27 protein-coding genes are annotated in these 24,178 nt (G+C 40.7%); 16 read left to right on the top strand and 11 right to left on the bottom strand.

Annotation, left to right across the window (positions count from 1 at the left end; genetic code table 11):
• Window position 1 precedes the first annotated feature (1 nt).
• The 9 genes from D1164_RS19225 (at window position 2) to D1164_RS19185 (ending at window position 6,172) form a co-directional block, all read left to right on the top strand.
• Complete coding sequence (locus D1164_RS19225; RefSeq protein ID WP_119351534.1) at window positions 2-982, top strand: RnfABCDGE type electron transport complex subunit D; 981 nt, start codon at window positions 2-4, stop codon at window positions 980-982.
• Window positions 983-984: 2 nt separating this feature from the next.
• A complete protein-coding gene (locus D1164_RS19220; protein WP_119351533.1) occupies window positions 985-1,590 on the top strand; it encodes an RnfABCDGE type electron transport complex subunit G in 606 nt (201 codons plus the stop codon).
• Window positions 1,591-1,601: 11 nt separating this feature from the next.
• The gene (rsxE, locus tag D1164_RS19215) at window positions 1,602-2,186 is read left to right on the top strand and encodes an electron transport complex subunit RsxE (protein ID WP_119351532.1); all 585 of its coding nucleotides are present in this window, start codon (window positions 1,602-1,604) and stop codon (window positions 2,184-2,186) included.
• Between the two features lie 12 nt (window positions 2,187-2,198).
• A complete protein-coding gene (gene rsxA / locus D1164_RS19210; protein ID WP_119351531.1) occupies window positions 2,199-2,771 on the top strand; it encodes an electron transport complex subunit RsxA in 573 nt (190 codons plus the stop codon).
• Window positions 2,772-2,961: 190 nt separating this feature from the next.
• Entirely contained in the window at window positions 2,962-3,660 is a 699-nt protein-coding gene (locus D1164_RS19205) for a hypothetical protein (protein ID WP_119351530.1), read from the top strand.
• A gap of 50 nt (window positions 3,661-3,710) precedes the next feature.
• Window positions 3,711-3,923, top strand: a complete 213-nt coding sequence (locus D1164_RS19200; RefSeq protein ID WP_119351529.1) for an RNA methyltransferase — start codon at window positions 3,711-3,713, stop codon at window positions 3,921-3,923.
• Window positions 3,924-3,997: 74 nt separating this feature from the next.
• Window positions 3,998-4,552: an RNA polymerase sigma factor gene (locus tag D1164_RS19195; RefSeq protein WP_119351528.1), complete on the top strand. Its 555-nt coding sequence runs from the start codon at window positions 3,998-4,000 to the stop codon at window positions 4,550-4,552.
• Between the two features lie 2 nt (window positions 4,553-4,554).
• Window positions 4,555-5,145 carry a hypothetical protein gene (locus D1164_RS19190; protein ID WP_119351527.1) on the top strand — a complete coding sequence of 197 codons (591 nt, stop codon included), beginning with the start codon at window positions 4,555-4,557 and terminating at the stop codon, window positions 5,143-5,145.
• Window positions 5,129-6,172, top strand: coding sequence for a hypothetical protein (locus D1164_RS19185; protein WP_119351526.1), 1,044 nt, complete (start codon window positions 5,129-5,131; stop codon window positions 6,170-6,172). The genes D1164_RS19190 and D1164_RS19185 overlap by 17 nt, the downstream gene beginning before the upstream one ends.
• A gap of 90 nt (window positions 6,173-6,262) precedes the next feature.
• Here the strand turns inward: D1164_RS19185 and D1164_RS19180 are convergent, their stop codons facing one another.
• Window positions 6,263-7,168, bottom strand: a complete 906-nt coding sequence (locus D1164_RS19180) for a glycosyltransferase family 2 protein (RefSeq protein ID WP_172594535.1) — start codon at window positions 7,166-7,168, stop codon at window positions 6,263-6,265.
• Between the two features lie 229 nt (window positions 7,169-7,397).
• On the bottom strand, window positions 7,398-7,898 hold the full coding sequence (gene tpx / locus D1164_RS19175) for a thiol peroxidase (RefSeq protein WP_119351524.1): 501 nt from the start codon (window positions 7,896-7,898) through the stop codon (window positions 7,398-7,400).
• 104 nt (window positions 7,899-8,002) lie between these two features.
• Between tpx and D1164_RS19170 the strand changes: the two genes are divergently transcribed.
• The 3 genes from D1164_RS19170 to ppdK all read left to right on the top strand — a co-directional run bounded on the left by D1164_RS19170 (window position 8,003) and on the right by ppdK (window position 12,606).
• The gene (locus D1164_RS19170; protein ID WP_119351523.1) at window positions 8,003-8,527 is read left to right on the top strand and encodes a hypothetical protein; all 525 of its coding nucleotides are present in this window, start codon (window positions 8,003-8,005) and stop codon (window positions 8,525-8,527) included.
• Window positions 8,528-8,660: 133 nt separating this feature from the next.
• Entirely contained in the window at window positions 8,661-9,593 is a 933-nt protein-coding gene (locus D1164_RS19165; protein ID WP_119351522.1) for a mechanosensitive ion channel family protein, read from the top strand.
• 310 nt (window positions 9,594-9,903) lie between these two features.
• Window positions 9,904-12,606 carry a pyruvate, phosphate dikinase gene (ppdK, locus tag D1164_RS19160; RefSeq protein ID WP_119351521.1) on the top strand — a complete coding sequence of 901 codons (2,703 nt, stop codon included), beginning with the start codon at window positions 9,904-9,906 and terminating at the stop codon, window positions 12,604-12,606.
• A 390-nt stretch (window positions 12,607-12,996) separates the two neighbouring features.
• On the opposite strand, the gene D1164_RS19155 is transcribed toward ppdK, so the two are convergent.
• The 3 genes from D1164_RS19155 to D1164_RS19145 form a co-directional block, all read right to left on the bottom strand.
• Window positions 12,997-13,653: a response regulator transcription factor gene (locus D1164_RS19155; protein WP_119351520.1), complete on the bottom strand. Its 657-nt coding sequence runs from the start codon at window positions 13,651-13,653 to the stop codon at window positions 12,997-12,999.
• Window positions 13,654-13,659: 6 nt separating this feature from the next.
• The gene (locus D1164_RS19150; protein ID WP_119351519.1) at window positions 13,660-14,451 is read right to left on the bottom strand and encodes a sensor histidine kinase; all 792 of its coding nucleotides are present in this window, start codon (window positions 14,449-14,451) and stop codon (window positions 13,660-13,662) included.
• A gap of 253 nt (window positions 14,452-14,704) precedes the next feature.
• Complete coding sequence (locus tag D1164_RS19145; RefSeq protein WP_119351518.1) at window positions 14,705-16,069, bottom strand: sigma-54-dependent transcriptional regulator; 1,365 nt, start codon at window positions 16,067-16,069, stop codon at window positions 14,705-14,707.
• Between the two features lie 225 nt (window positions 16,070-16,294).
• Between D1164_RS19145 and D1164_RS24165 the strand changes: the two genes are divergently transcribed.
• On the top strand, window positions 16,295-17,050 hold the full coding sequence (locus tag D1164_RS24165) for a flavin reductase (protein WP_119351517.1): 756 nt from the start codon (window positions 16,295-16,297) through the stop codon (window positions 17,048-17,050).
• A gap of 19 nt (window positions 17,051-17,069) precedes the next feature.
• Here the strand turns inward: D1164_RS24165 and D1164_RS19135 are convergent, their stop codons facing one another.
• Together D1164_RS19135 and D1164_RS19130 are read right to left on the bottom strand one after the other, a co-directional pair.
• Window positions 17,070-17,306 (bottom strand): CDGSH iron-sulfur domain-containing protein, encoded by a 237-nt coding sequence (locus D1164_RS19135; protein WP_119351516.1) that lies wholly within the window; start codon window positions 17,304-17,306, stop codon window positions 17,070-17,072.
• A 33-nt stretch (window positions 17,307-17,339) separates the two neighbouring features.
• Window positions 17,340-18,173: an SMP-30/gluconolactonase/LRE family protein gene (locus D1164_RS19130; RefSeq protein WP_147372232.1), complete on the bottom strand. Its 834-nt coding sequence runs from the start codon at window positions 18,171-18,173 to the stop codon at window positions 17,340-17,342.
• A gap of 113 nt (window positions 18,174-18,286) precedes the next feature.
• On the opposite strand from D1164_RS19130, the gene D1164_RS19125 reads away from it, so the two are divergent.
• Window positions 18,287-19,405 carry a lactonase family protein gene (locus D1164_RS19125; protein WP_119351514.1) on the top strand — a complete coding sequence of 373 codons (1,119 nt, stop codon included), beginning with the start codon at window positions 18,287-18,289 and terminating at the stop codon, window positions 19,403-19,405.
• A gap of 2 nt (window positions 19,406-19,407) precedes the next feature.
• On the opposite strand, the gene folE is transcribed toward D1164_RS19125, so the two are convergent.
• A complete protein-coding gene (gene folE / locus D1164_RS19120; RefSeq protein WP_119351513.1) occupies window positions 19,408-20,031 on the bottom strand; it encodes a GTP cyclohydrolase I FolE in 624 nt (207 codons plus the stop codon).
• A gap of 333 nt (window positions 20,032-20,364) precedes the next feature.
• Here folE and rfaD point away from each other — a divergent pair, with 333 nt between their 5' ends.
• Window positions 20,365-21,330, top strand: coding sequence for an ADP-glyceromanno-heptose 6-epimerase (gene rfaD / locus D1164_RS19115; protein ID WP_119351512.1), 966 nt, complete (start codon window positions 20,365-20,367; stop codon window positions 21,328-21,330).
• Window positions 21,331-21,382: 52 nt separating this feature from the next.
• On the opposite strand, the gene D1164_RS19110 is transcribed toward rfaD, so the two are convergent.
• Together D1164_RS19110 and D1164_RS19105 are read right to left on the bottom strand one after the other, a co-directional pair.
• Window positions 21,383-21,790, bottom strand: coding sequence for a hypothetical protein (locus D1164_RS19110; RefSeq protein ID WP_119351511.1), 408 nt, complete (start codon window positions 21,788-21,790; stop codon window positions 21,383-21,385).
• Window positions 21,787-22,353 carry an RNA polymerase sigma factor gene (locus D1164_RS19105; protein ID WP_119351510.1) on the bottom strand — a complete coding sequence of 189 codons (567 nt, stop codon included), beginning with the start codon at window positions 22,351-22,353 and terminating at the stop codon, window positions 21,787-21,789. Before D1164_RS19105 ends, D1164_RS19110 begins: the two co-directional genes overlap by 4 nt.
• A gap of 139 nt (window positions 22,354-22,492) precedes the next feature.
• On the opposite strand from D1164_RS19105, the gene D1164_RS19100 reads away from it, so the two are divergent.
• Window positions 22,493-22,819: a DUF6249 domain-containing protein gene (locus D1164_RS19100; protein WP_119351509.1), complete on the top strand. Its 327-nt coding sequence runs from the start codon at window positions 22,493-22,495 to the stop codon at window positions 22,817-22,819.
• A gap of 54 nt (window positions 22,820-22,873) precedes the next feature.
• On the opposite strand, the gene D1164_RS19095 is transcribed toward D1164_RS19100, so the two are convergent.
• Entirely contained in the window at window positions 22,874-24,148 is a 1,275-nt protein-coding gene (locus D1164_RS19095) for a M64 family metallopeptidase (RefSeq protein WP_119351508.1), read from the bottom strand.
• Window positions 24,149-24,178 lie beyond the last annotated feature (30 nt).

The following is a 24,178-nucleotide window of genomic DNA, read 5'->3' as shown; positions in this document are numbered from 1 at the left end:
AATGAGTAACTTATATACGGTTTCACCATCTCCACATATTTATTCCGACGATACCACCCGGAAAATTATGTATCGCGTGGTTTATGCCATGATTCCGGCGCTTTTATGGTCGGTATTTGTTTTGGGGGTCGATGCCCTGCGTGTTACGCTTATTGCAATTGTCGCTTGCCTTGCATTCGAGTATATAATTCAAAAGTACCTGATGAAAGTGAAACCTTCCATTACTGACGGTTCGGCACTGATCACAGGTATTCTTCTGGCATTTAACGTTCCATCCGGTATTCCCTGGTGGATAATAGTTATCGGGGCGCTTGCGGCCATTGGTATTGGGAAACTGTCTTTTGGTGGCCTTGGAGGCAATATTTTTAATCCTGCGCTGGTGGGCAGGGTCTTTCTGCTGATTTCCTTCCCCGTACAAATGACCTCCTGGCCTGCGACAAGGCAAAGCGCTACAGATGCACTGACTACCGCGACTCCTCTGGGTATTATAAAAGAAGGATTGGTAAACGGGACGCCGATTGCACAAATTTCAAAGGACTTGCCTTCAGCAACCGACATGTTGCTCGGAAACATCGGCGGGTCACTGGGAGAAATTTCAGCGCTCTTTCTTATTGTGGGTGGTTTGTATATGTTGATTCGAAAAGTTATAACCTGGCATATTCCAGTCTCAGTGATAGTTTCGGTGGCTGCTATTGCAGCAATTTTCTGGCTGGTCGATCCGCAGAACTATATTAATCCATTGTACCATATTCTGTCCGGAGGGTTAATGCTGGGAGCCATTTTTATGGCAACCGACATGGTCACTTCCCCCATGACTCCGAAAGGACAGATTATTTACGGGGTCGGAATTGGAGTTATTACCATCAGCATTCGCCTCTTTGGGGCGTATCCGGAAGGTATTTCATTTGCCATCCTGATTATGAACGCGTTTACACCGCTCATAAATACTTATATAAAACCAAAACGCTTTGGAGGAAATTAGTTATGGCAAAACGTGAATCGACATTTATTAACATGGTTGTAACGCTTTTTGCAGTGACATTTATTGCAGCCACTGCGCTTGGTTTTGTTTACAACTTGACAAAAGAAGCCATTGAACTCTCTAAACTGAAAGCGCAAAGTGAAGCCATTGAAAAGGTATTGCCTGAGTTTGGAGAACTGGGTGATTCCTATAAAGTTGCAGCCGAATCATCCGGGGATAGCATTGAATTTTTCCCTGCATACAAAAATGGAGAATTAGTGGGAGTTGCCGTAAAAACTTTTACCAACAAAGGTTTTAGCGGTTTTATCTCCATTATGACGGGAATAGACAATGCAGGAAATATATCGGGATATGAAGTACTGGAACATGCGGAGACACCCGGTCTGGGTTCAAAAATGGATGTATGGTTCCGCAACGTGGATAAACCCAACCAGAATGTGGTTGGAAAAAATCCGCAGTCGTATAAATTTGAAGTTTCTAAAGATGGCGGGGACATTGATGCGATAACGGCATCTACCATTACCTCCCGTGCTTTTCTTGATGCATTGGTGCGGGCGTTTGAAGCATATCAAAAAGTGGAACTACCCTCTGAATCGAGGAAAAATTAAAAAGTAAGCTTATGAATCAGTGGAAAAATTTTTCAAAAGGATTTATAAAAGAAAACCCGGTTTTTGTGTTGTTGCTGGGAATGTGCCCTACCCTGGGTGTGACGTCATCCGCCATTAACGGATTGGGAATGGGTTTGGCTACCACTTTTGTACTACTCATGTCAAACATTGTAGTGTCATTAATTAAAAGCCTGATTCCCGATAAAGTGCGTATCCCCAGTTTTATCGTAATCATTGCCGCATTTGTTACAGTGGTTCAATTGGTAATGCAGGCCTACCTGCCGGCACTGTACAAAAGCCTGGGATTGTTTATTCCACTTATTGTGGTAAACTGTATTGTACTGGGCCGCGCTGAAGCTTTTGCTTCGAAAAACAACCTGCTTACTGCTGCGGTCGACGGCCTTGGAATTGGTCTGGGATTTAGTTTCGCACTTGTTCTGCTGGGTGGAATCAGGGAGTTGCTGGGAAGTGGCAAACTTTTCAACATTACCATTTATTCCGAAAATTATGTCACCCTGCTTTTTGTTTTAGCGCCTGGCGCATTTATCGTTTTAGGCTACCTGATTGCCCTTATTAACCAGATTAAAAAAGATTAGGAGAAATACATCATGAACTACCTCGTAATAGTTATTGCAGCCATACTCGTTAACAATATTGTTTTAATGCAGTTTCTTGGGATCTGCCCGTTTTTGGGGGTTTCCAAGCGGCTCTCCACTGCTATTGGGATGACAGGTGCTGTGGCATTCGTAATGGTTCTGGCTACCATTGTTACCTACCTCATTCAAACGGCTATTCTCAATCCTTTTGGATTGGCCTACCTGCAAACCATTGCTTTTATTCTGGTCATTGCGTCGTTGGTCCAACTAGTAGAAATTATCCTGAAAAAAGTGAGTCCGGCCCTTTATCAGGCGCTTGGAATTTTTCTTCCGCTCATCACAACCAACTGTGCGATTTTGGGTGTGGCCATTCTTACCATACAAAAAGAGTTTAACCTGTTGGAGGGCGTGGTTTTTGCCGTATCCAATGCCGTAGGATTTGGACTGGCGCTTATTATTTTCGCAGGAATCCGGGAACACCTCGAACTACAGAATGTCCCCAAAGGACTTAAAGGAACGCCAATTGCATTAATTGCAGCCGGTATTCTGGCCATGGCATTTATGGGATTCTCCGGACTGGTATAAATATAATACTTGGCCCCCGTGGGACAACCCGGTGGCCGTTCCAAATTTCAAAATCAGTTTCTCCTGGAACCTCCGTTTTTCATGCCAACGGATGAGTCGGTAATATTTCTGTTTTGATATTCGTTTATAACTTTTTCTGAAATTCATAAATTATTGCCACTTTTAGCCTTACAATTCAAAACAGCAAAAAATGAAACGACTATGGTTCATTTCGGTCTTTCTTCTTTGGGTTTCGGCTTACTCTTTTGCTCAGTTAAATTGGGAAGTAAGAACAGCCAGTGAATTTTATAACTCGTACAACTTAAAAAAAGGCAATTGGAGATCAACTCTTACTGAAAAGAATATCGATGGGTCGCCTTATCTGAATGATGATTTTATTGAAGGTTCGGTATTTACCACCTCCCAAACCCAGTTTGTCGGGATTCTGCTTCGTTACAATATTTTTAACGACCAGATAGAATTTCGTTCAGGAGACGGCCCGGTACAAGCAATGGCCACTCCTGAAATCGTAGAAAAAATAGAATTTGGAGAATACCAATTTGAGTATATCCCCTATCTGCATGTAAAAAAAATGAAGTACGGTTTTTTTGTGGTATTAGAGAAGGGCTATGCAACCTTGTATTCCCGTCTTTCCGTAGAGTTTGAAGAAGCGAAGAAACCGGGTGGCTACCAGGATGCCCAACCGCCAAAATTCTCCAGAAGAGCAGACGAGTATTATATCAGAATAGGGAAAAAGCCTGCTTTGCTGGTGGCTGGTAAGAAAGATTTGGAAATTGCTCTCTCCGATCACAAAAAAGACGTGGCCTCCTTTATCAAAAATAATAAAGTGAGACCCAATAAACCTGAGACACTGAAAGAACTGGTTCAGTACTACAACTCGCTAAAGTAGCTGAGCCGGGAAATTGTTGCATTTTTTGGAACCTGTTTTCTAAAAAACTTATGAAAATATCTTTCGTTTTGATCAAACCCGCCATTCCTGAAAATACAGGCTCCCCTGCCTGTGCCATCAAAACCATAGCATACAAAAATCTTTCGCATGCTAATCCATTGGTTATCTCAACAGCCGAACCGGATGGTTCACACACCATTTTAATGAATCAACTCCCCCAACAAGAAGACATTCATCTGCTTCTCTCTTTTGGGAATAAATAGTCGTATAAAAAAATAATCACTTATAATGCAACAATCGTAAAATACCATCGTCATTGAACCGGAACTAAAACAAATTGGAAACGCAGTACAAAAATATTCATCAGGAGCTCATCGATTTGTGTCGGAAGGGAAACCGGGAAGCACAATTCCAGTTGTACAAGTTATATTATAAACCAATGTACAGTGTGAGCCTGAGGATTGTGAACGAAGAAGCAGAGGCCGAAGACATTATGCAGGAAGCATTTCTGAAAGCGTTCAGAAAAATAGACACCTACAAAGGGGAAGTAAGCTTCGGCGCGTGGCTGAAAAAAATTGTGATAAACCGTTCTTTGGATCATTTGAAAAAAAAACGTGTGAGGTTTGAGGAAGTGAGCGAGCGCACCTTGAAACTGTCCGACGATAATGAAAACGTAGGAGAAGTTAATGTAGAGTCCATAAAAAAGGCGATTCGAAGTTTACCTGACGGATACCGCACAGTATTAAGCCTCTTCCTCATCGAAGGATACGACCACGAAGAAATAGGTCAGATACTGGGTATTAGCAACTCTGCATCGCGCACCCAGCTGTCAAGGGCGAAAAGTAAATTACGTGAACTGCTAAAAGGGAAGGAGATATTTTCATTCAATTAAACATGAAAGAAAAGGATTACATAGAAGAGCTGATTAAAAATAACCGGGAAGGGTTGAACGACAACGAACCCTTAGAAGGACATTTTGAGCGGTTTGAAGCAAAACTGGAGAAATCAAATAAAAAGAAAAAAAGGATTACACTTCAAGTTGTTTGGAAAGCTGCCGCTGCGGCCGTATTTGCTTTTCTGATAGTAAACCAAGCGATTATCTGGTTTTCATCGGAAGAAAAAAATACGATAACAACTCAAGGTGAAACCGGCGAAATGTCTCTCGCTTCGGTATCTCCCGAATACGGGGAAGTGGAGTTTTTTTATACCAATGCAATTAGTGTGGGTTTAAACCAATGGGAGAAACTGGTTGCCGAAGGACTCATTTCGGAGACAGAACAACAAATGATGGATGGCGAACTCCATGAATTTGAAGTGGTTTTTGAGAAACTCCAGCGCGATCTTTCAGCCAACCCTAATGATGAACGTGTAATTAATGCCATGATTGAGTACTACCAAACCAAGCTTAGTTTAATAAATATGATTGTGGAAAAATTAAAGGAAGTAAAACAAAAAACCGATACAAATTATGAAAGTGAAATGTAATTTTATTGCAGTGTTATTCTTGCTTGTTGGTCTGGCTGCCGGAACAAAAGCAGTGGCCGAAGAAAAAACAAAAGAATACCATGAATCATGGACTGCAAGCAGTGTGCAAACACTTGAAATAAAAAACAAATTTGGAGATGTAAGTGTAATAAACAAAAACGGGAACGAGGTAACCATTGATGTCCTGATAACGGTAGAGGCTCCCAACGAGAAAAAAGCAGATGAGTTACTGGAGCAAATTAATGTAAGTTTTGGCAAAACCGGCAATACCATATCTGCCGAAACACATCTTAATCATGATTTTAAAAGCCGCCAGAAATTCAGCATTGACTACACGGTAAATATTCCCACTGACAAGAACCTCAACATAATCAACAAATATGGGAATACCTTTGTGAATGAGTTAAATGCCAACGGAACATTCGATATTCAATATGGAAATTTTTCTGCCAACAAATTAAATAGTCCGCCGAATGGCTTGGTAGAGCTGGATCTGGCCTATGGCAAAGCCGATGTGGAATCGGCAAACAATCTCAGCATAACGGTCCAATATTCGGCCATTAACCTGGGACAGATCAATGATTTAAAGTTAGAGTCAAAATATACAGTCATTAATCTTGACGCTGCCCAATCGGTCATTTCTGAATCGAAATATGACACATTCAATTTGGGGGAAATAGGTTCTCTTTCTTCAACTGCCAAATACACCAAGATTAAGATGGACAAACTCTCCAAAAGCCTGAAAGTAGAGGCCGGTTACGGGGGAGTAAAAGTGAATAAGGTGGACAGTAATTTTGAATCGATTTCCATTACCAGCCGCTATGGCCAGATTGTACTGGGATTGGGCAATGCCAGTTATTCGATTGACGCCACTTGCGACTACTGTGGAATTTCGTATCCTGAAAACGACTTTACCGGCGACCGCACAAGTGAAAACCATGTGAGCAGAGTGAAAGGGAAAGTGGGCAGCGGAAGCGGAGGAACTGTTTATATTGAAAGTCGCTACGGGGAAATTAAACTGGACTAGTACAACCCGTCCCTCTTAAATCAAAAGAAAACCTTTATGATAGCCAAAATCATAAAGGTTTTTTTATCTCCTTATAAATATGAAACCTTCCTATTTTTTCCTTTTCAACATTGAAAAGTATCCCAGCTTATATACGTCGAACCAACAAAGGATTGGATTTTTACTTGTCAGGTTTTTCTCCATTACTTTCCGAAAAAGGCTGAAAAACCAACGCAGCAGAAACGGGGGAACTACCGAAGTAATTTTATTATATTCCGCCAAAAACTTTACGCGGTGACAAAAAACCGATCGGTTATCAACAATCTTTTCCGAAATATACCGGAGGTTCTCCAGAGCATTTCTTGTTTTTTCCAGAAAAACACTTGAATCTTCCAGCCCGGTATGTTCCAATGGATTATGAACATGGATCGGATTTATACCCGCACAAAAAAGGTCGTATCCCAGCATGGTATCTTCATGCCCGTAAGGGCCCAGATCCTCCCTGAAATGGATTTTTTTAAATACCTCCCCATCCATTAAAAAATTATTTGAGGTAATGATAAACCCTTTTTTACCGTTTCGTTCTTTTGCCGGAACGGCTTCCCGCTGCCGGCCATATACCCAACGTAAGATCTTTTCCTGTCTCGCAGGTTTTTCCGGGGAATACGCTGTTCCTCCACACAAAACACAACCCGGAGTTACAAATTTCAGGTAGTTTTCAAGATATCTTTCGGAAATTACCTTCGAGTCAGCATCAATAAACAACAGGTATTTATGTAAAGAATCAAACCCCATTTTATTCCGAATAGCTGCACGGCCAAGGTTTTGCTCTAACTCATGGTAAATTACATGGGGTGTTTTAGCCAACTCACGGTTTTTTATTTTAATCGCATCGGCAGATCCGTCGTCGTAAATTCTGATTTCAAAATCAATTTTCAGTTCCTGTGCCTGCTCCAGAAGTTGCCTTGCCAGGTCGTTTACTTCAATGTTGTAAACCGGAATGTTGATTGTCAGCATTGTCATCTTTTTGAAACCGGTCGAATTTACTGAAAACAATTTAGAATACAGGTTACGAACCCCGTTTTCCTTTGGACAGAAAGTAATTTGTTTAAATCTGCCATTATTAACGGATGCTGAAATTACAGCTGTCCCGCACTTATTCAACATGCCAGCAGAAAGGAAAGCACATAAAAAACCGTGCCCGAAATATTCCGGACACGGCTTCTAAAACTTTTCATTCAAAATGTTATTGTAAAGCTTTCAGTACATCAGTATAATCAGGTTCATGTGAATTCTCCTGAACCCGTTGAATGTAAGAGATTGTCCCGTTTTCATCTACAACAATAACTACCCGGGAAAGCAAACCCTGCAGCGGGCCATCGGCTATTTCAAGACCGTAATTCTTTCCAAATTCAGCCGTTGCAAAGTCAGATAACGTGATAACATTTTCAATTCCCTCAGCAGCACAAAACCGTGATTGTGCAAACGGAAGATCTTTCGAAATACAAAGCACCTTTGTGTTTTCAAGATTGGCTGCCGCTTGATTGAATTGACGGACTGAAGCGGCACAAGTGCTGGTATCAAGACTGAGAAAAATATTCAAAACCAACTTTGAACCTTTAAAATCGGCTAAACCTACCCGGGACATATCACCTTTTACCAATGTAAAATCTTTAGCTTTTTCGCCTACTTTGGGTAGTTCTCCTACCGTACTCATTGGATTTCCTTTAAATGTAATTTGTGTCATTGTTCTTTTGTTTTGTATTGAGTTTACTTCATTAGAAACATTCTCAGGTCATTAATGTTGCGGGGAATACTGAAAAAGCTACTATTTTTGTATATTGTATCCGCATGAAAAAACCTGAAAATACCGGAGAATTAGTGCCCTTCAAAAAAAAATTGAAAATTGATAATAAAATCGAAAAACCTTTTGGGAGAACAGCTGTGTTTGCCGGCGTTATTTTTTTTATAACGGGAGGAGGAATACTCATTGCAGGTTTCGTTATTTTGGGAGTCATTACTGTATTGATATCCGCCTTGGTTATTTTCACATTTTCGGGAGTTGAAATAGATACTGAAAAGCGGCAAATCAGACAATACAACAAATGGGTTGGATTGGTAAAAACGGGTAAATGGAAATCGCTTGATTTTTACATTGGCGTTACACTCATTCCCATTACAACATGGGAATCTATGGCAAGCTGGTCGAATCGGACAACTTCAAATAAAACAACAGATTTTCGTATTTTTCTGGTAAGTAAGAACAAAAAACCTGCTTTTGCCATCAAAAAATGCAATACTCTGCACGAAGCCAAAAACTGCCTTGACGAGTTCTCTATATGGCTGAAGTTTCCTGTTTTCTCGGTAAAGAAATGAAGGCTATTTTGTTATAATATCATTATTCCATTATACTTCATTTTCTGTTTGGAAATTATCTGATTTGTTTTATTTTTTACAATCCCGATAAATAAAATATTATAATATTTACAATCTTGAAAAATTAAATACAATGGAAAAACTGTTTACAAACGAATTTTGGGACACTTTACTAAAAGACCTTCAGGGATGGATAATAAACGAATTGCCCGGATTAATTATCATCATCATTGTATTGTTTTTACTCTCTCGCTTTTTTGCTTTTTCGCTGAAAAGGATGAAACAATCGCTCATTCGAAAAGCTAAAAAATCAGATAAAAGAGATGCCGGCGAGGTTGAAAAGCGAATCAATACACTGGTTGGAATCCTTTCTGGCGGTATAAAAATTATACTCTGGAGCGTATTGTTTATGATAGTGCTCAAAAAATTTGGAGTTGATATCGCTCCTTTACTTGCCAGCGCTGGAATAATTGGTGTGGCTATCGGATTTGGTTCTCAGGAATTGGTAAGAGATTTTATTTCGGGATTTTTCATTCTACTGGAAAATCAGGTACGCACAGGTGATGTCGCTGTTATTAACGGTACCGGAGGACTGGTCGAAAAAATTGAACTTCGCACCATGACCCTGCGTGACTTTTCCGGAGTAGTTCACATCTTTCAAAATGGAAAAATAAATACGCTATCGAATATGACCAAAGAATGGTCGGCCATAGTTTTTGACATTGGTGTGGCCTATAAAGAAGATGTGGAAACCGTGATGGAAGTGATGCGGGAAGTGGGAGACGAAATACAAAAAGACGAAACCTTTGGGCAAAATATCCTTGAACCTATTGAAATATTCGGACTCGACAAATTTGGAGACAGCGCACTTGTAATTAAAGCACGTATTAAAACCCGGCCCATTGAACAATGGAATATTGGCCGGGAATACCGTAAACGCCTGAAAAAAGCATTTGACCAGCGGAATATTGAAATACCATTTCCACATACAACGGTATACTGGGGAGAAGAAATAAAGCCGCTTGAGATGAACGTTCTTAACAAAAGTTTGAAAACTTCAAAATAAAAACAATAAAAAAAGCAGGGACAAAACATCGTCCCTGCCTTTTAACCAAACCTAACCAAATCTATTATCTATGAAAAAACACTCAAAAAATCAAATTTGCATTAAAAGTACAAACTAAAACAGTTAACGATACCCAATCAAAGTTAAAGAATGTTAACTCTTCATTATCAAAAAGATAAACACTCCACCAAACCACTGAAGTTATGTCTAAATTTATACATTTGCTTTCGGGTTTAAGAAAATAGCATTATTTTAGCGAGCCAATTTTTAAGGATTTCTTTTTACTAAATAATTATAAAAAACACTTTTTATGGCAAAACATGTATATACTTTTGGAGCTGGTAAAGCCGAAGGTAAAGCTGGCATGAAAAACCTTTTAGGTGGCAAAGGTGCAAACCTTGCTGAAATGAATTTGATTGGCGTGCCCGTTCCTCCGGGATTTACAATTACCACCGAAGTGTGCACCATGTATAACGAGCAGGGTCAGGAGAAAACATTCGAACTGATCAAATCGGAAGTAGAAGCTGCCGTTACACTGGTGGAAGAGCTGACCGGCACAAAATTCGGTGATAAAGACAATCCCTGTTTGCTATCAGTGCGTTCAGGAGCCCGTGCCTCCATGCCCGGAATGATGGACACTGTACTCAACCTGGGGATGAACAATGATGCCGTGGAAGGGATTTCAAAAAAATCAGGCAATTCCCGCTTCGCATGGGATTCTTACCGCCGTTTCGTACAAATGTATGGCGATGTGGTAATGGAGATGAAACCAGCAAGCAAGGAAGAGCATGACCCATTCGAAGAAATTATCGACGAACTGAAAGAGGAAAAAGGTATCCAACTTGATACAGAATTCACTACCGAAGATTTACAGGAATTGGTAAAACGCTTCAAAGCCGCTGTAAAAAAGGTGACAGGAAAAGATTTTCCAACCGACCCATGGGAACAACTTTGGGGATCTGTTGCCGCTGTATTTAACAGCTGGAACAACCCGCGGGCTATACTTTACCGTCGTTTGGAACAAATCCCTGATGAATGGGGAACGGCAGTAAACGTTCAGGCGATGGTATTTGGTAACATGGGCGAAGGTTCGGCTACAGGTGTAGCTTTCACCCGTGACGCAGCAACCGGCGAAGACGTATTTAACGGTGAATATCTGATCAACGCCCAGGGCGAAGATGTGGTAGCCGGAATTCGTACGCCGCAGGAAATAACACTTTCCGGTTCAAAAAAATGGGCAGCCCTTCAGGGAATTAGCGAAGAAGAAAGAGCATCAAAATATCCTTCCCTGGAAGAAGCCATGCCAGAGCTTTACAAGCAACTGGATGCAACCCAGCAAAAACTCGAAGATCATTACAAAGATATGCAGGACCTGGAATTTACCATCCAGGAAGGTAAACTTTGGTTGCTGCAAACACGAAATGGTAAACGTACCGGCGCCGCAATGGTAAAAATTGCGGTTGATATGATGGAGCAGGGTTCGATTGATGAAAAGACAGTTTTGCAACGGATTGATCCCAATAAACTGGATGAATTACTTCACCCCGTTTTTGATGCTTCGGCCATCAAATCGGCCACTGAACTGGCAAAAGGATTGCCCGCTTCTCCCGGAGCAGCTACCGGACAGGTAGTATTTTTCGCCGACGAAGCGAACAAATATCCTGCTTCTGTACTCGTAAGGGTTGAAACCTCACCGGAAGACCTGGAAGGAATGCATATTGCCAAAGGAATTCTCACCGCACGCGGAGGTATGACTTCTCATGCTGCTGTTGTGGCCCGTGGAATGGGTAAATGTTGTGTTTCCGGAGCAGGCGCGGTGAAAATTAATTACAAAACCCGCATCATGACTATTGAAGGGAAAGAGTTCAAGGAAGGTGACTGGATTTCACTCAATGGTACGACGGGTAAAGTTTACGAAGGGAAAATTACGACCAAAGATCCTGAAATGAGCGGCGATTTCGCTAAAATTATGGATTTGGCTGAAAAATACACCCGGATGAGTGTCCGCACAAATGCAGACACACCCAAAGATGCACAGGTTGCACGCAAATTCGGGGCAAAAGGAATCGGTCTCTGCCGTACAGAACACATGTTCTTTGAAGGAGACAGGATTAAAGCAATGCGCGAAATGATCCTCTCCAAGACCGAAACCGAAAGACGTAAGGCACTGGACAAACTACTTCCTTACCAAAGGGAAGATTTTGAAGGAATTCTTGAAGCAATGGAAGGCTATGGTGTAACAATCCGCCTGCTTGACCCGCCACTGCATGAATTTGTGCCGCACGAAGATGCCAACCAGAAAGAAATGGCAGCAGAAATGGGCATCTCCCAGGAAGAAGTAAAAGCGCTCGTTGACGACTTGCATGAGTTTAACCCCATGCTCGGTCATCGTGGTTGCCGTCTGGGTAACACCTATCCCGAAATTACAGAAATGCAGGCCCGTGCAATTATTGAAGCAGCTGTAAATCTGAAAAACAAAGGAGTAGATGCACGTCCTGAAATTATGGTTCCGCTTATCGGTACAGTAAAAGAACTGAAGCTACAGGCTGACATTATCCACAGTACCGCTAAAAAAGTGTTCGAAGAAAAGGGCACAGAAGTGGAATACCTTGTGGGAACAATGATTGAAGTTCCGCGTGCAGCAGTAACTGCCGACAAGGTAGCTGAAGTAGCCGACTTTTTCTCATTCGGAACAAACGACCTCACGCAAATGACATTTGGTTATTCGCGCGATGATGCCGGAAAATTCCTTCCGGTTTATATTGAAAAAGGTATTCTGAAAAACGATCCGTTCCAGATATTGGATCAGGAAGGTGTTGGTCAGGTTGTAAAAATGGGAGTTGAAAAAGGACGCGGTGTAAAACCCAACCTCAAAGTGGGTATCTGTGGGGAACATGGAGGAGAACCTTCTTCTGTAATTTTCTGCGATGGAGTGGGAATGGACTACGTTAGTTGTTCACCGTTCCGCGTACCTATTGCCAGGGTTGCCGCAGCCCAGGCTAACATCAAGTAAATGATGGTTTTAAACAAGCGATAAACTAAAAGCCGCCCGATTCGAGGCGGCTTTTTTTATGCAAAATTCTATCTTTCATACGTAGAAATACGCAAAATCGTACCGTATTTCTACGCATTTTTCGTACGTAGAAATACTCTTTTACAGTATTATTTATTTTGCGATGTTTGCATCAGTAAAATTATAACGGACAAAATGGAAAAGATAAAATCAACCAACAATATTACCCCACACCTCAATCCAGTAAGCTTGGACACACTGGTTTTCCTTTTATCTCGGTATTTCTTTTCTCTCCAAAAAAACACGTTCTCTCTATTCCTTAGATGATACCGAAAAAAAGGAAATTACGGATTATCCGTAAAGGGGTTCTGGCCAGAACCCCTTTTTTTATTATAAAAAAACAAGTTTATTTTTCAGGGCAAAAACAATCAGGCCGGCAACATTTCGCGATCCGCTTTTTTCAAGAAGGTTTCGCCGGTATCCCTCAATAGTACGTACACTCAGTTCTAATTTTTCTGCAATCTCTGAAGCCGTGTATTCCTGGCAGATTAATTCAAGTACTTCTATCTCCCTGACAGAGAAGTCAGGCAATCTCTCAAAAGCAAGACTTCTTTTTTGAGCGCTTTTCAAAACCAGTTGGGACATATTGGAAGGAAAGTAATAATCATTTTTCATCACCTTCTTTAGGGCAGCTTCCAACTCATCGGGCTCAGCATTTTTCAATAAATAACCATTCACTCCTTCAGCTATCATATGAAGCATAAAATGCTCATCGTCCTCCATCGTAAGGACAATAACCTTTTGTTGCGGATACAGTGCCCGAATCTTTTTATGTGCTTCCATGCCATCCATTACCGGCATCTGAATATCAAGCAGAATAATATCTGGCGGTGACTGCAACTGCCCCAAAAGCTCGAGTAAATCTTTCCCATTTCCCGCCTCGTAAATATCTCCGGTAAAACTAAAATCTTCAAGCAGAGCATGAATTCCCCTTCTGAAAAGTTTATGATCATCGGTAACTACAATGGTTATTTTTCCATTTTCCATAAAAAGTCAGTCTAAAGCGTTTAAAAACATAACGGCAGATGTTCCTTTCCCCGGTACCGATTTCATTTTGAACTCTGCGTTCATCATTCTTGTCCGACTTTCAAGATTTTTAAGCCCCAGGCCTGTTTCGGTTATCTTTTCCATTTCAAACCCCACGCCGTTGTCACACAATGAAACAGCTATTCCGGAAGGACTAAAGCGAACCTTTATAAGAATATGCGAAGCTTTTGAATGCTTAATGGCATTATTCAGAAGCTCCTGTATAATCCTGAAAATTGCCAGTTCCTTTTTGGGGTTAAACCGGAAAGGTTCGCCGTTTTTCCAACATTCCACTTGTAATTCATCTGCCTTGTTCACCCAATTTACCAATTCTTCAAGGGCAAAATACAATCCCAGTTTTTCCAAGGATGGCGGCATTAAAGCCCGTGAAATCCTCCTTACTTGTGTTATTACATCATCAAGAAAAGTTTTGGTCTCCAGCGCCAGGTTCTTCGATGCATCATTTTCCGATTTTTTCTCAAAGCGGGAAATATTTAACCTGACTACTGAGAGCATTGCACCTACTTCATCATGCAAATCACGGGCAATACGCTTTCTTTCTTTTTCCTGGGCAAGAACAGTATTTTTAAGTATTTCTTCCTGTTGTTCTGTCTTAATTCTATTTATCTCCAACTCTTTCTTTAACAATCTTTTCTGGTAAGTTATAAAAAAGAAAAAGATGGCCCCGGCAAGAATTGCCATACCCAAAGTACCTGCAATATAAATAAGGACAATTTCCGCACTCCCTGAAACAGCCATCAGACACAAAATTAAAGGTTCTCAATAATAAGCTTAGACAATGGCGAAAATAATCAACAAAAACGAGAATCGGATAATATAAACAAAAATTGAATAAAAGAAGAAAGGGCAGCTCAATAGCCGCCCTTAAGTTAACCCCCAAACACACAAGCAATACAGAACGTATTGCACTGCAAAAATAGAAATAATTATTCTATTACAAAAAAATTTAAAATAGAATTCACCAGGACGATAAAAAGAAATGCAGATAACCTCAATTAAGGACAAATTCCTTTTTCTGAAGCATCCGGTAAATCGTAGATTTGCCAATACCCAGCTTTTTAGCGACCAGCCTTACATTTTGGTTGTACTTATTCAAAAAGTGTTTAACTATTTCATAATTATACTCCTCCAGGGACTTTTCACTGGAAAGTAAATTCTGAACACTCTCATCTACACTCATATTCAAATGTGTAGGCTTTATCATTTCACCGTTTGTCATTACACAGGCAAGTTCCATAACGGCCTTCAGTTCACGTATATTACCCGGATAATGGTAAGTACGCAGTAACTGTTTGGCCTCTTCTGTAATATTTTTGGGATTCATATTATTCTCTTTACAGAATTCATTTACAAAATGTTTTGCAAGCAAAATAATATCGTTCCCTCTTTGTCTAAGTGGCGGCAATTCAATGGGCAACCCGAGCAGCCTGTAATAGAGGTCCTGCCTAAACTTTCCCTCGCTTACCAGACTGGCAAGATTTTTATGAGTTGCTGTAAGGATACGTACATCAAGAGGAATAAGATCCGTTCCGCCAAGCCGGTTAAGCTCCCGTTCCTGAATAACCCGAAGCAACTTAGCCTGTACATTCATATCCAAATCGGCAATTTCATCGAGGAATAAAGTTCCTCCATTGGCCTGTTCAAATTTTCCCAGTTTCTTGAAATCAGCACCGGTGAAAGCGCCCTTTTCATGCCCAAACAATTCACTTTCCACTAACCCCTCAGGAACAGCCGAAACATTCACAGCAATAAAAGGTTTATTACTTCGCCCTGAATTATAATGAATCCCTTTTGCCACAAGTTCTTTTCCCGTACCTGTTTCGCCGCTGATAGATACTGAAATGTTGGTTTGAGAAGCTTTTTCCATCAACCCAAATACATGATCGATCTCCCGGCTGTTTCCCTTAATCAGCTTCCTGAAGCTGTAATGATCTTTAATGGCATCCTTCAGACGGGTGTTTTCCTCTTTCAACTGATCTGACTGGTAAATATTCTTGATAATATTCGTCAGTTTCTCCCGTGTATCGGGAGCTTTCATAATGTAATCGTAAGCTCCGTTCTTCATTAATTCAATAGCAGTATTAATGCTCTCCTGGGCTGAAATGATGATTACATGCGAACCAGGCGACTTTTTCTGTATCTCCTTTAACACCTCATGCCCGGTCATGTCTGGCAAGGTATAGTCCAAAGTAATCACATCAGGCTGATCATCCAGATTGGAAATACAGTCCTTCCCATTATAGAAAACCCTCACCTGATACTGATTATCAATCAATTGCTTTTTTAAAACCTGAGCATAAAGCTTATTGTCTTCCACAATAAAAACTTTATAACTAATGTTCTTTGGATTAGCCATCTTCAAAAATTTTAAATTAAATCGTCCAAAACCTTAAAACTTTGTACCAAAATAGGAATATTTTTTTAATATTTTCCCCTTTTGAAACAATTTTTTCGAATTTGGGAACAAAAAGAAGGAGAAATAAAATTCACAGATATTAAATCTTTGAGGAAATTATACAATTCTCATTCAATCGTAAAATGAATTACTATTTTTATGAATGTCTAAAAAATAAGAAGAAATATGAAGTACAAAGCGTTTCACAAGTTATCGTATGGTCTCTATATAATATCCACCCGTTTTAATGGTCAAAATGCAGGTTACATTGGAAACACTGTTTTCCAGGTGACTTCAGAGCCTGCACAAATTGCAGTCAGTTGTCATAAAAAAAATGCTTCTGTTGAAAAAATCCTTCAAAGCAAAATATTTTCCGTTTCAGTATTGGGCAAGAGCGCAAGCACCTCGCTTATAGGAGAATTTGGCTTTATGTCCAGCACTGATTTAGACAAGTTCCGCAATGTAGAAACAATAACGGCAAAAACGGGCGCCCCTATTGTCTTGGATTCATCCGTTGCCTGGTTCGACTGTAAAGTTGTTTCAACCCAGGATGTAGGATCACATATTTTGATTATCGGTGAGGTTCTGGACAGCAATATAATTTCGGACGAGGAGCCACTTACGTATGCCTACTACCGCGAAAAATACAAGATGCTTTCGCCAAAACACTCTCCCACATATATCAACAAAGAAACACTTGAAAAAGAAGACACCGAGAACAAAAAGCCGGAACCTGCAAAGCCCAAAGAAGAAGAGACAGTGCAAAAAGAGGGGGGCAACATGGATCCATTTGTCTGCACCGTCTGCGGTTTTCAATACGATCCGGAAGAGGGTGATCCTTCGGCAGGTATTCCTCCCGGAACACCATTTGAGGATTTACCGGACGATTACAGATGTCCGATTTGTAATGCGGGGAAAGAATACTTCAAAAGGAACAGTTAACAGAACGGGTGTAAAAGAATTACAGTTCCCGGTGTGTACCGTCGCAGTAAGGCTTGTTCCCTGAATGTTTACACTGGCAAAGCCACACTTTCTTTGTTTCTTCCACACTGAAAGCCACAGGAGTGAACTCAGTCGTTTTATGTGATCCGTCGCAAAACGGTTGGTTCTCACTCCTCCCGCAAGCGCACCAGTAATAAGTGCCAGGCTCGAGTGTTACCTGTTTCGGGAATTTTGCTGCAATTTTTGGTTCTGACATACTTTCTATCTACTGATTTTATGTTCGCGCAAGTTAATCAACAATCCGGTAAGCAACAACCCGGTTGTCGAAAAATGTGGGAACCAAAACCAATCCCTGGTCCAGAGCAAAATCCAGATCGGCTGTATTAAGTTCTTGCTCAGTAGTATCAAGGAGCTTAATATTCTTCCCGTTTCGGTGAATAAAAATCCGTCCCGGCCAATTGGAAAAAACAAACTCTCCTTCGTTGTTCTTTTCCAAACCGTCCACTCCGCCAGCATCGGAAATAATCTGGCTAACTAATTTCGTTTTAATGTCTACTTCGTATATATTTTTATCGCCCACAAAAAGTTTTCCTTCTTCAATAAATAAACCATTGGGCGATTCAAATGGGTCCCCTTCCATCCACAAGGTAAGGCTCCCCTGATCAAGCAGATAAATTTTAGCCGTACGGGTATCTGAAACGAAAACCTTCCCATCTGTTCCTGCTGCCACATCGTTCAGAAAAACAGCACCCGGAGCATAATATCTACTCAGGATTTTCCCTTTTTCAATATCAATCTCCACCAACTGATCGATATCTGAAACATACAGTTTACCGTCATAAACAGCCATTCCTTTGGGTGCATTCAAATTCTTCACCCACTCCGGTTCCTTCATGCTTCCATCGGCATTTAAAATACTGATGAACCCTACTCCATTTTTTTCGGTTGGATTCCCATTGATGTTGGAAACATAAATGATTGCCCGTTCTGCATCAAAAAGAACAGATTCAGGGGTCTTCAATCCGTCAGAAATTTCCCATACTTTTTCCAGTTTTTGGGCCTTCAGCGGACATAAGCCAGAAATTAAAAATAGCATTAAACCAAAAAGTAGTGTCGTTTTCATGATTTGTTTGTTTTAAAGTGAATCAGATAAAAAGTTACAATTTAATAGCATTTATTGCAAAAAAATGTTCAACTTGGGATCAATTCTTTTAACAAATAAATGAATGGTTTACCATGAATAAAATTTTAACCGGACTGATTTTATGCGTATTATTCGTTCCTGCTTTGAGTCAGGAGAACCCAATGCAAAAAATATATGTAGGCACTTATACTTCCGAAGGAGCAGAGGGTATTTACCTTTGTCATTTCGATAGTACAACAGGCGAAATCTCGTTAGAAAAAACTTTTAAGGGAGTTGAAGATCCATCGTTCCTGACGATTTCTCCTGACCGGAAACACCTTTTTGCCGTGACCCGGGCTTCTTCAGGAAATGAAAAACCGGGGGGATATGTAAACGCTTACCGGATACAACCCGACGGAGAGCTCGAATTTATTAACAAACAGATTTCTCACGGAGCCGGTCCATGCCATGTAGATGTTTCGCCCAACGGAAAATATGTTGCCATAGCCACTTACAGCAGTGGAACTACCTCTCTGTACGGGGTAAACGAAGACGGAAGTCTGAAACCTGCCAGTTCGACGATTGTAAACCAAGGTTCCGGCCCGGATAAAGCAAGACAAAGTGCGCCACATGCCCACTCTATTCGTTTTTCAAGGAATGGCTCCCAAGCCTTTAGCGCTGATTTGGGAACCGACCAGTTAAATATATTCGATGTAAAAAAGGGGGAACTCATTCCGGCCCGACAACCATTCGTTAAGATGGCTCCCGGTGCAGGTCCACGGCACTTCGACTTCCATCCAAACAATAAGGTTATATATGTGATAAACGAACTGAACTCCACTATCACTTCATTCAAAAAAAATGGAAAAACCTGGGAGGAGCTGCAAACAATTTCCACGTTACCTGAAGGTTTTACAGGTCGAAGCTATTGTGCTGACATTCATGTTTCCCCTGACGGGCGGTATTTATATGGTTCCAACAGAGGGCATAATTCCATTGCTGTGTTTAAAATAGACAACTCAACACAGATGCTTGAGTGGCAAACATCTGTGCCTACAGAAGGGGATTGGCCAAGAAACTTTGTCCTCAGTCCCGATGGAAAATTTATGCTGGTTGCCAACCAGAAAAGTGGGAATATTGTGGTTTTTACCTTAAATAAAGAAACAGGTCTCCCTGTGTTTTCAGGAAAGGAACTAGCGCTGCCTTCCCCGGTTTGTCTCGACTTCCTTTAAACCTAACTGAATTTGGTACTGATGAGCTTGATAAACTCATCCCGTGTGGCATTTTTCTGAAAAGCCCCGGTAAAATCGGAAGTAGTTGTAATGGAGTGCTGTTTCTGAATCCCCCGCATTTGCATACACAAATGTTGAGCTTCAATAACAACAGCTACCCCCAAAGGTTTCAATGTTTCCTGGATACATTCTTTGATTTGAGACGTTAACCGCTCCTGCACCTGCAGCCGGCGCGAAAAAATATCAACCACACGGGCAATTTTACTCAACCCGGTAATGGTTCCGTTTGGAATGTATGCTACATGTGCTTTTCCAAAGAAGGGCAAAAGGTGGTGTTCACACAGAGAATAGATTTCAATATCTTTTACAATTACCATTTGCCGGTAGTCTTCTTTAAACATGGCAGACTGCAAAACCTCTACCGGATCATTTTTGTATCCCTGCAACAAAAACTGCATGGCCTTAGCCACTCTTTCAGGGGTTTTGTCGAGTCCTTCGCGCGAAATATCTTCCCCAATCAGTTCCAGAATATCACGGTAATTTTTGGAAAGTTTATTGGTCAAAGCCTCATCATAAACCTCTATTCTCTCGTAAACGTTGGAATTATTTATTTCAGTTGTGCTCATTATTTTATGCTCTTAAAGTTCATACAAAGATCTGTTTTTTTTCAGAAAATCGGAATGAATCATGGGTTAGTTTTTGAAAACCCTAAGATCTGTTTAGGAATATCCGGGAAAAGATAAACTTTCAAAAAACTAAAGGTTAAACCGTTACAATGTATTCAGGTTTATCAAAGAAGTAAAAACAGACAAATACCCTTTGCATATTTTCACAGTCATTTGGCATTCAGTACTCAAAATATTTTCTGTTCGCACAATATTTAAAAAATTAGAAAGTTATAAAACTGACCACATCGGCAAATAACGTTTTTTATTTACCGAATTAAACCGCTTTGAAAGATGATAGTAGTAACTGGAGCTGCCGGATTTATTGGCAGTTATTTAACAGGTAAGCTAAATCAGGCAGGATATACTGATTTGGTTTTGGTTGATCGTTTTGACGATCCGTTGAAAGACGTAAATCTTTTCAAAAAAAAATACCGGAAATTTATCGACAGGGATAAATTTTTCAAGTGGCTCATCAAACATGCCTCAGAGGTTGACTTCATTTTTCATATGGGGGCGCGGACAGACACGGTGGGCCTGGAGCCAGACCTTTACCAGCAACTCAACCTTATTTATTCCCAAAGGTTATGGAACATTTGCGCTGAAATTCAGGTCCCTTTACTTTATGCGTCTTCTGCAGCTACTTACGGCAACGGTGAGAGTGGTTTTTCCGATGCCCACGATAATGTATCACACCTTCGGCCCCTCAACCTGTATGGCTGGTCGAAACACGACTTTGATGTGTGGGCATTAAAACAAACCCATACGCCCCCTTTCTGGACTGGGTTAAAATTTTTCAATGTTTATGGCCCGAATGAATACCACAAAGGAAGAATGGCTTCTGTGGTACTCCACGCTTTTCAAACCATTCGAAAAAACGGGAAAATGAAACTTTTCAGGTCTCATCACAAAAATTACCGCGACGGAGAGCAAAGTCGTGACTTTATTTTTGTAAATGATATTACCGATGTTATGATCTTCTTTATGAACAATCAGAAACATCCGGGAATTTATAACGTGGGGACAGGGAAAGCGCGTTCATTTTTGGATTTAACCCATGCTGTTTTTAACAGCATGAAACTGAATCCGGAAATATCTTTTATTGACACTCCGGTTGATTTACGCGGCCGCTACCAGTATTTTACAGAAGCCGACATACAGAAACTCAGAGATATTGGCTACAACAGCCCTTTTACAAATCTCGAAGACGGAGTTGGTTTATATGTAGAAAAATATCTGATGCCCGAAGCATGCTATTAAAAAAAATTCCGGTCTGTAACCGGAATTATATGGATAAAACCTCTCATTTTATCTATGAGAGTACCTGATTGCGTGATCCTAAAATCTTCTCCAGAAAAACCAGCAGTGAAGTGGCCAGAAATATTCCGGCAATGCTCACCGGCAAACCTCCAAGCTTCTCAAAAAACAACCGGTAACCTGTCATAACAGCATCTGTATTTATTTCAGACAGTAAGGCTGGAGTAGTGTTTGATGCAGGGGCCCCCGGCGACAATGCAACGGCAGCAATTAAAACGGCAAAAAGAGAAAGGATAACCCAAAAACCTTTTCCCAGAACAGGTTCTTTACGAACCCGCTCCAATGCAGCTTGCTCAGCAAAAATCTGCTTCATCACCCGGGCTGAAAAATCACTCCCTGGCGATTCCGTTTTCACATTCTTCAACAACTGCTTCAACTCCAAATCTTCTTCAAATGTCTTCATAATATGGCATATAATTCTTCTTTCAACATATCATCCAAAATCGTATATAGCTTTTTTCGTACCCGGTGCAATTTAACTTTTACGTTACTTGCTGTTAAGCCTGTAATCCGGCTGATTTCATCGACAGACTGATCCTCAAAATAGTACAATAAAACCAGTGTATACTCATCTTCCGGAAGTTTTTCCAGTGCAGCCTTAACATACTTCTCCCGGTTTTCCTCAGGAATACCGTCCAAATTCAGCTCTTCCGCTTCGTCACGAATCTGCACATCATCGGTAAATATAAAATGATGCTTCTTTTTTCGGGTTTCCGAAATACATGTATTGTAGGTAATTCGGTACAACCATGTCGAAAACTTAGACTTTCCTTTAAAAGAATGCAATGACCTGAAGGCTTTTACAAAACTCTCCTGGGCCATTTCCTCTGCATCTTCACGATTTCTAAGAACTTTAAGCGCGATGGAAAAAACAATATCCTGGTACTTATCTACGATATATGAAAAGTAATTGGCCTGACCATTTTTTACTTTTTCTATATAATAATTATCGTCTTTCTTTTCCATCTGTCACTTTGACGATATTTTTCCTGACTGGTTACAAAATTATTGAGAATATTTTTTTTCAAAATAGTGTAACCAAAAAAATGTCGCGGCGTCAAAAAAGCAGAAAACAATAAAAACGAACAATTTAAAATTTAATATCATGGAAGAAGGAATATTTGTACCAATCGGTTTTTTCCTGGCAATTTTTGCCGTCTTGTATGTGTACTGGACTACACGAACGAAAGAAAGGCTGGCCCTTATTGAGAAAGGAGCCGATGCCGGTATTTTCAAAACGGAGCCGTCAAAATATGCGCTCATGAAATGGGGTATTTTCCTGATTGGGGCCGCTGTGGGTGTTATCACCGGCTATGCTCTGTCCAGTTTAATTGACGAAGTAGTAGCCTTTTTCACTATGATCTTCTTTTTTGGTGGAGTTGGCCTGGTTGTAGCTCACCTGATAATCAACCACCTGTCAAAAAAGGAGTAGCAATTTCTCATTCAATAAAACAGAAAACGGATTTGGGGTACCAGGTTCGTTTTTTTATTGACAGTGAAAATTAATCACTTCTCTGATAGCTTTTGTGCACACCGGGCAAAACTGTTGGGCATTGTTGCTTTTCATCCGGCAATCCATAAAAGGGCTGTAAATCCCATTAGCCAGGTACCCTCCCCCCTCATAAACTCCCACCACATCGCGGTATTTTGCTTTTCTTGGAGTTGGAACGGGTGTTGCATCTTCTACCATATTCACCCATTTTTGGCTAAAATCCTTCAACGTTGTCAGATTGGGTTCCCAAGGCTCTGCTTCCAGGTTGTAAAAATCTTCATACGCAACAGCCGAACTGTAGTACTCATCCCCCAAGCCGGCAAAACCATGACCGAACTCATGCACGAAAACTTCTTTCGTTGATTGGTTATCAGAAGAACAAACATTCAGAAAATTATAAAATCCCCCACCCCCGTAACGCTCGGTATTTACAAGCACGTAAATATGATCGTAAGGAACAACGGATGCTGCATCGTAAACGGACTCCATATCACTAACAGTCAAATAGCGTGGCAGATCAAATGTATAAAATGTAGAATTGAAGGCCGTATTTTTATAAACACCGTCACCTGGCATATCGGTTCCGGAATTCACGGATGGAGTTAATACTGCCCTGACATTGAATTTCTCTCTTTCTGAACGGAAGGGCTCTTCTTCAAATAAATAACCGGTTACCCTGCGGGCATCTTCTACAAACTTATCCATTTCTTCTGAAGTGTACCCTTCGGCAAGGATCACCACATCTACTTTTTCTTCAGGTCTTCCGTGCTCTTCAATGGTTACCGTCTCAAAAGGATGTGAAGTTTCCTTTAAAATAAAATAATCCTTCGGATCAATTTCAGTTCTGAACAGGGTTTTAAATTCCCCCTCCCATTGCCGCGCATCAATTTCAAGTCTTACATTTTTTTTGGGGAAAGGGAAAATAGCAGCCTGTTGAAACGTTCTATTCTTTTCCTTTGCTTCTGAGGTAGTCTGCCATTCATGAAAGAGTGTACTGAATCCTTTGGAATACAACAAACTACCTGACGCTGCATCAAAAACACGAAACCGATACGTACCGTAATGGAATGTATCTATCAGGTTGGTTAATGATCCTCCCCAATGAGGTTCCTGCTTCATATTTCCTGGATAAACTACTACTTCGGTGTCATTCCCTCCAAGCAAAAAGTCGAACCGCAAAGATTTTTTCAGAAAAAAATCGGAAAAAACTACCTGTCCTGCGCAAAACACAGGTAAAACCAAAAGAAATAAAAGGAACCTCCGTTTCATTTTACAGCATTTACTATTTTTGGCTAAAAT

Source organism: Mariniphaga sediminis, assembly GCF_003573545.1.
In the GTDB taxonomy this organism is placed as follows: domain Bacteria; phylum Bacteroidota; class Bacteroidia; order Bacteroidales; family Prolixibacteraceae; genus Mariniphaga; species Mariniphaga sediminis.
Note: the sequence above shows the minus strand (reverse complement) of the source record. Positions and strands in the feature narration are given on the sequence as shown.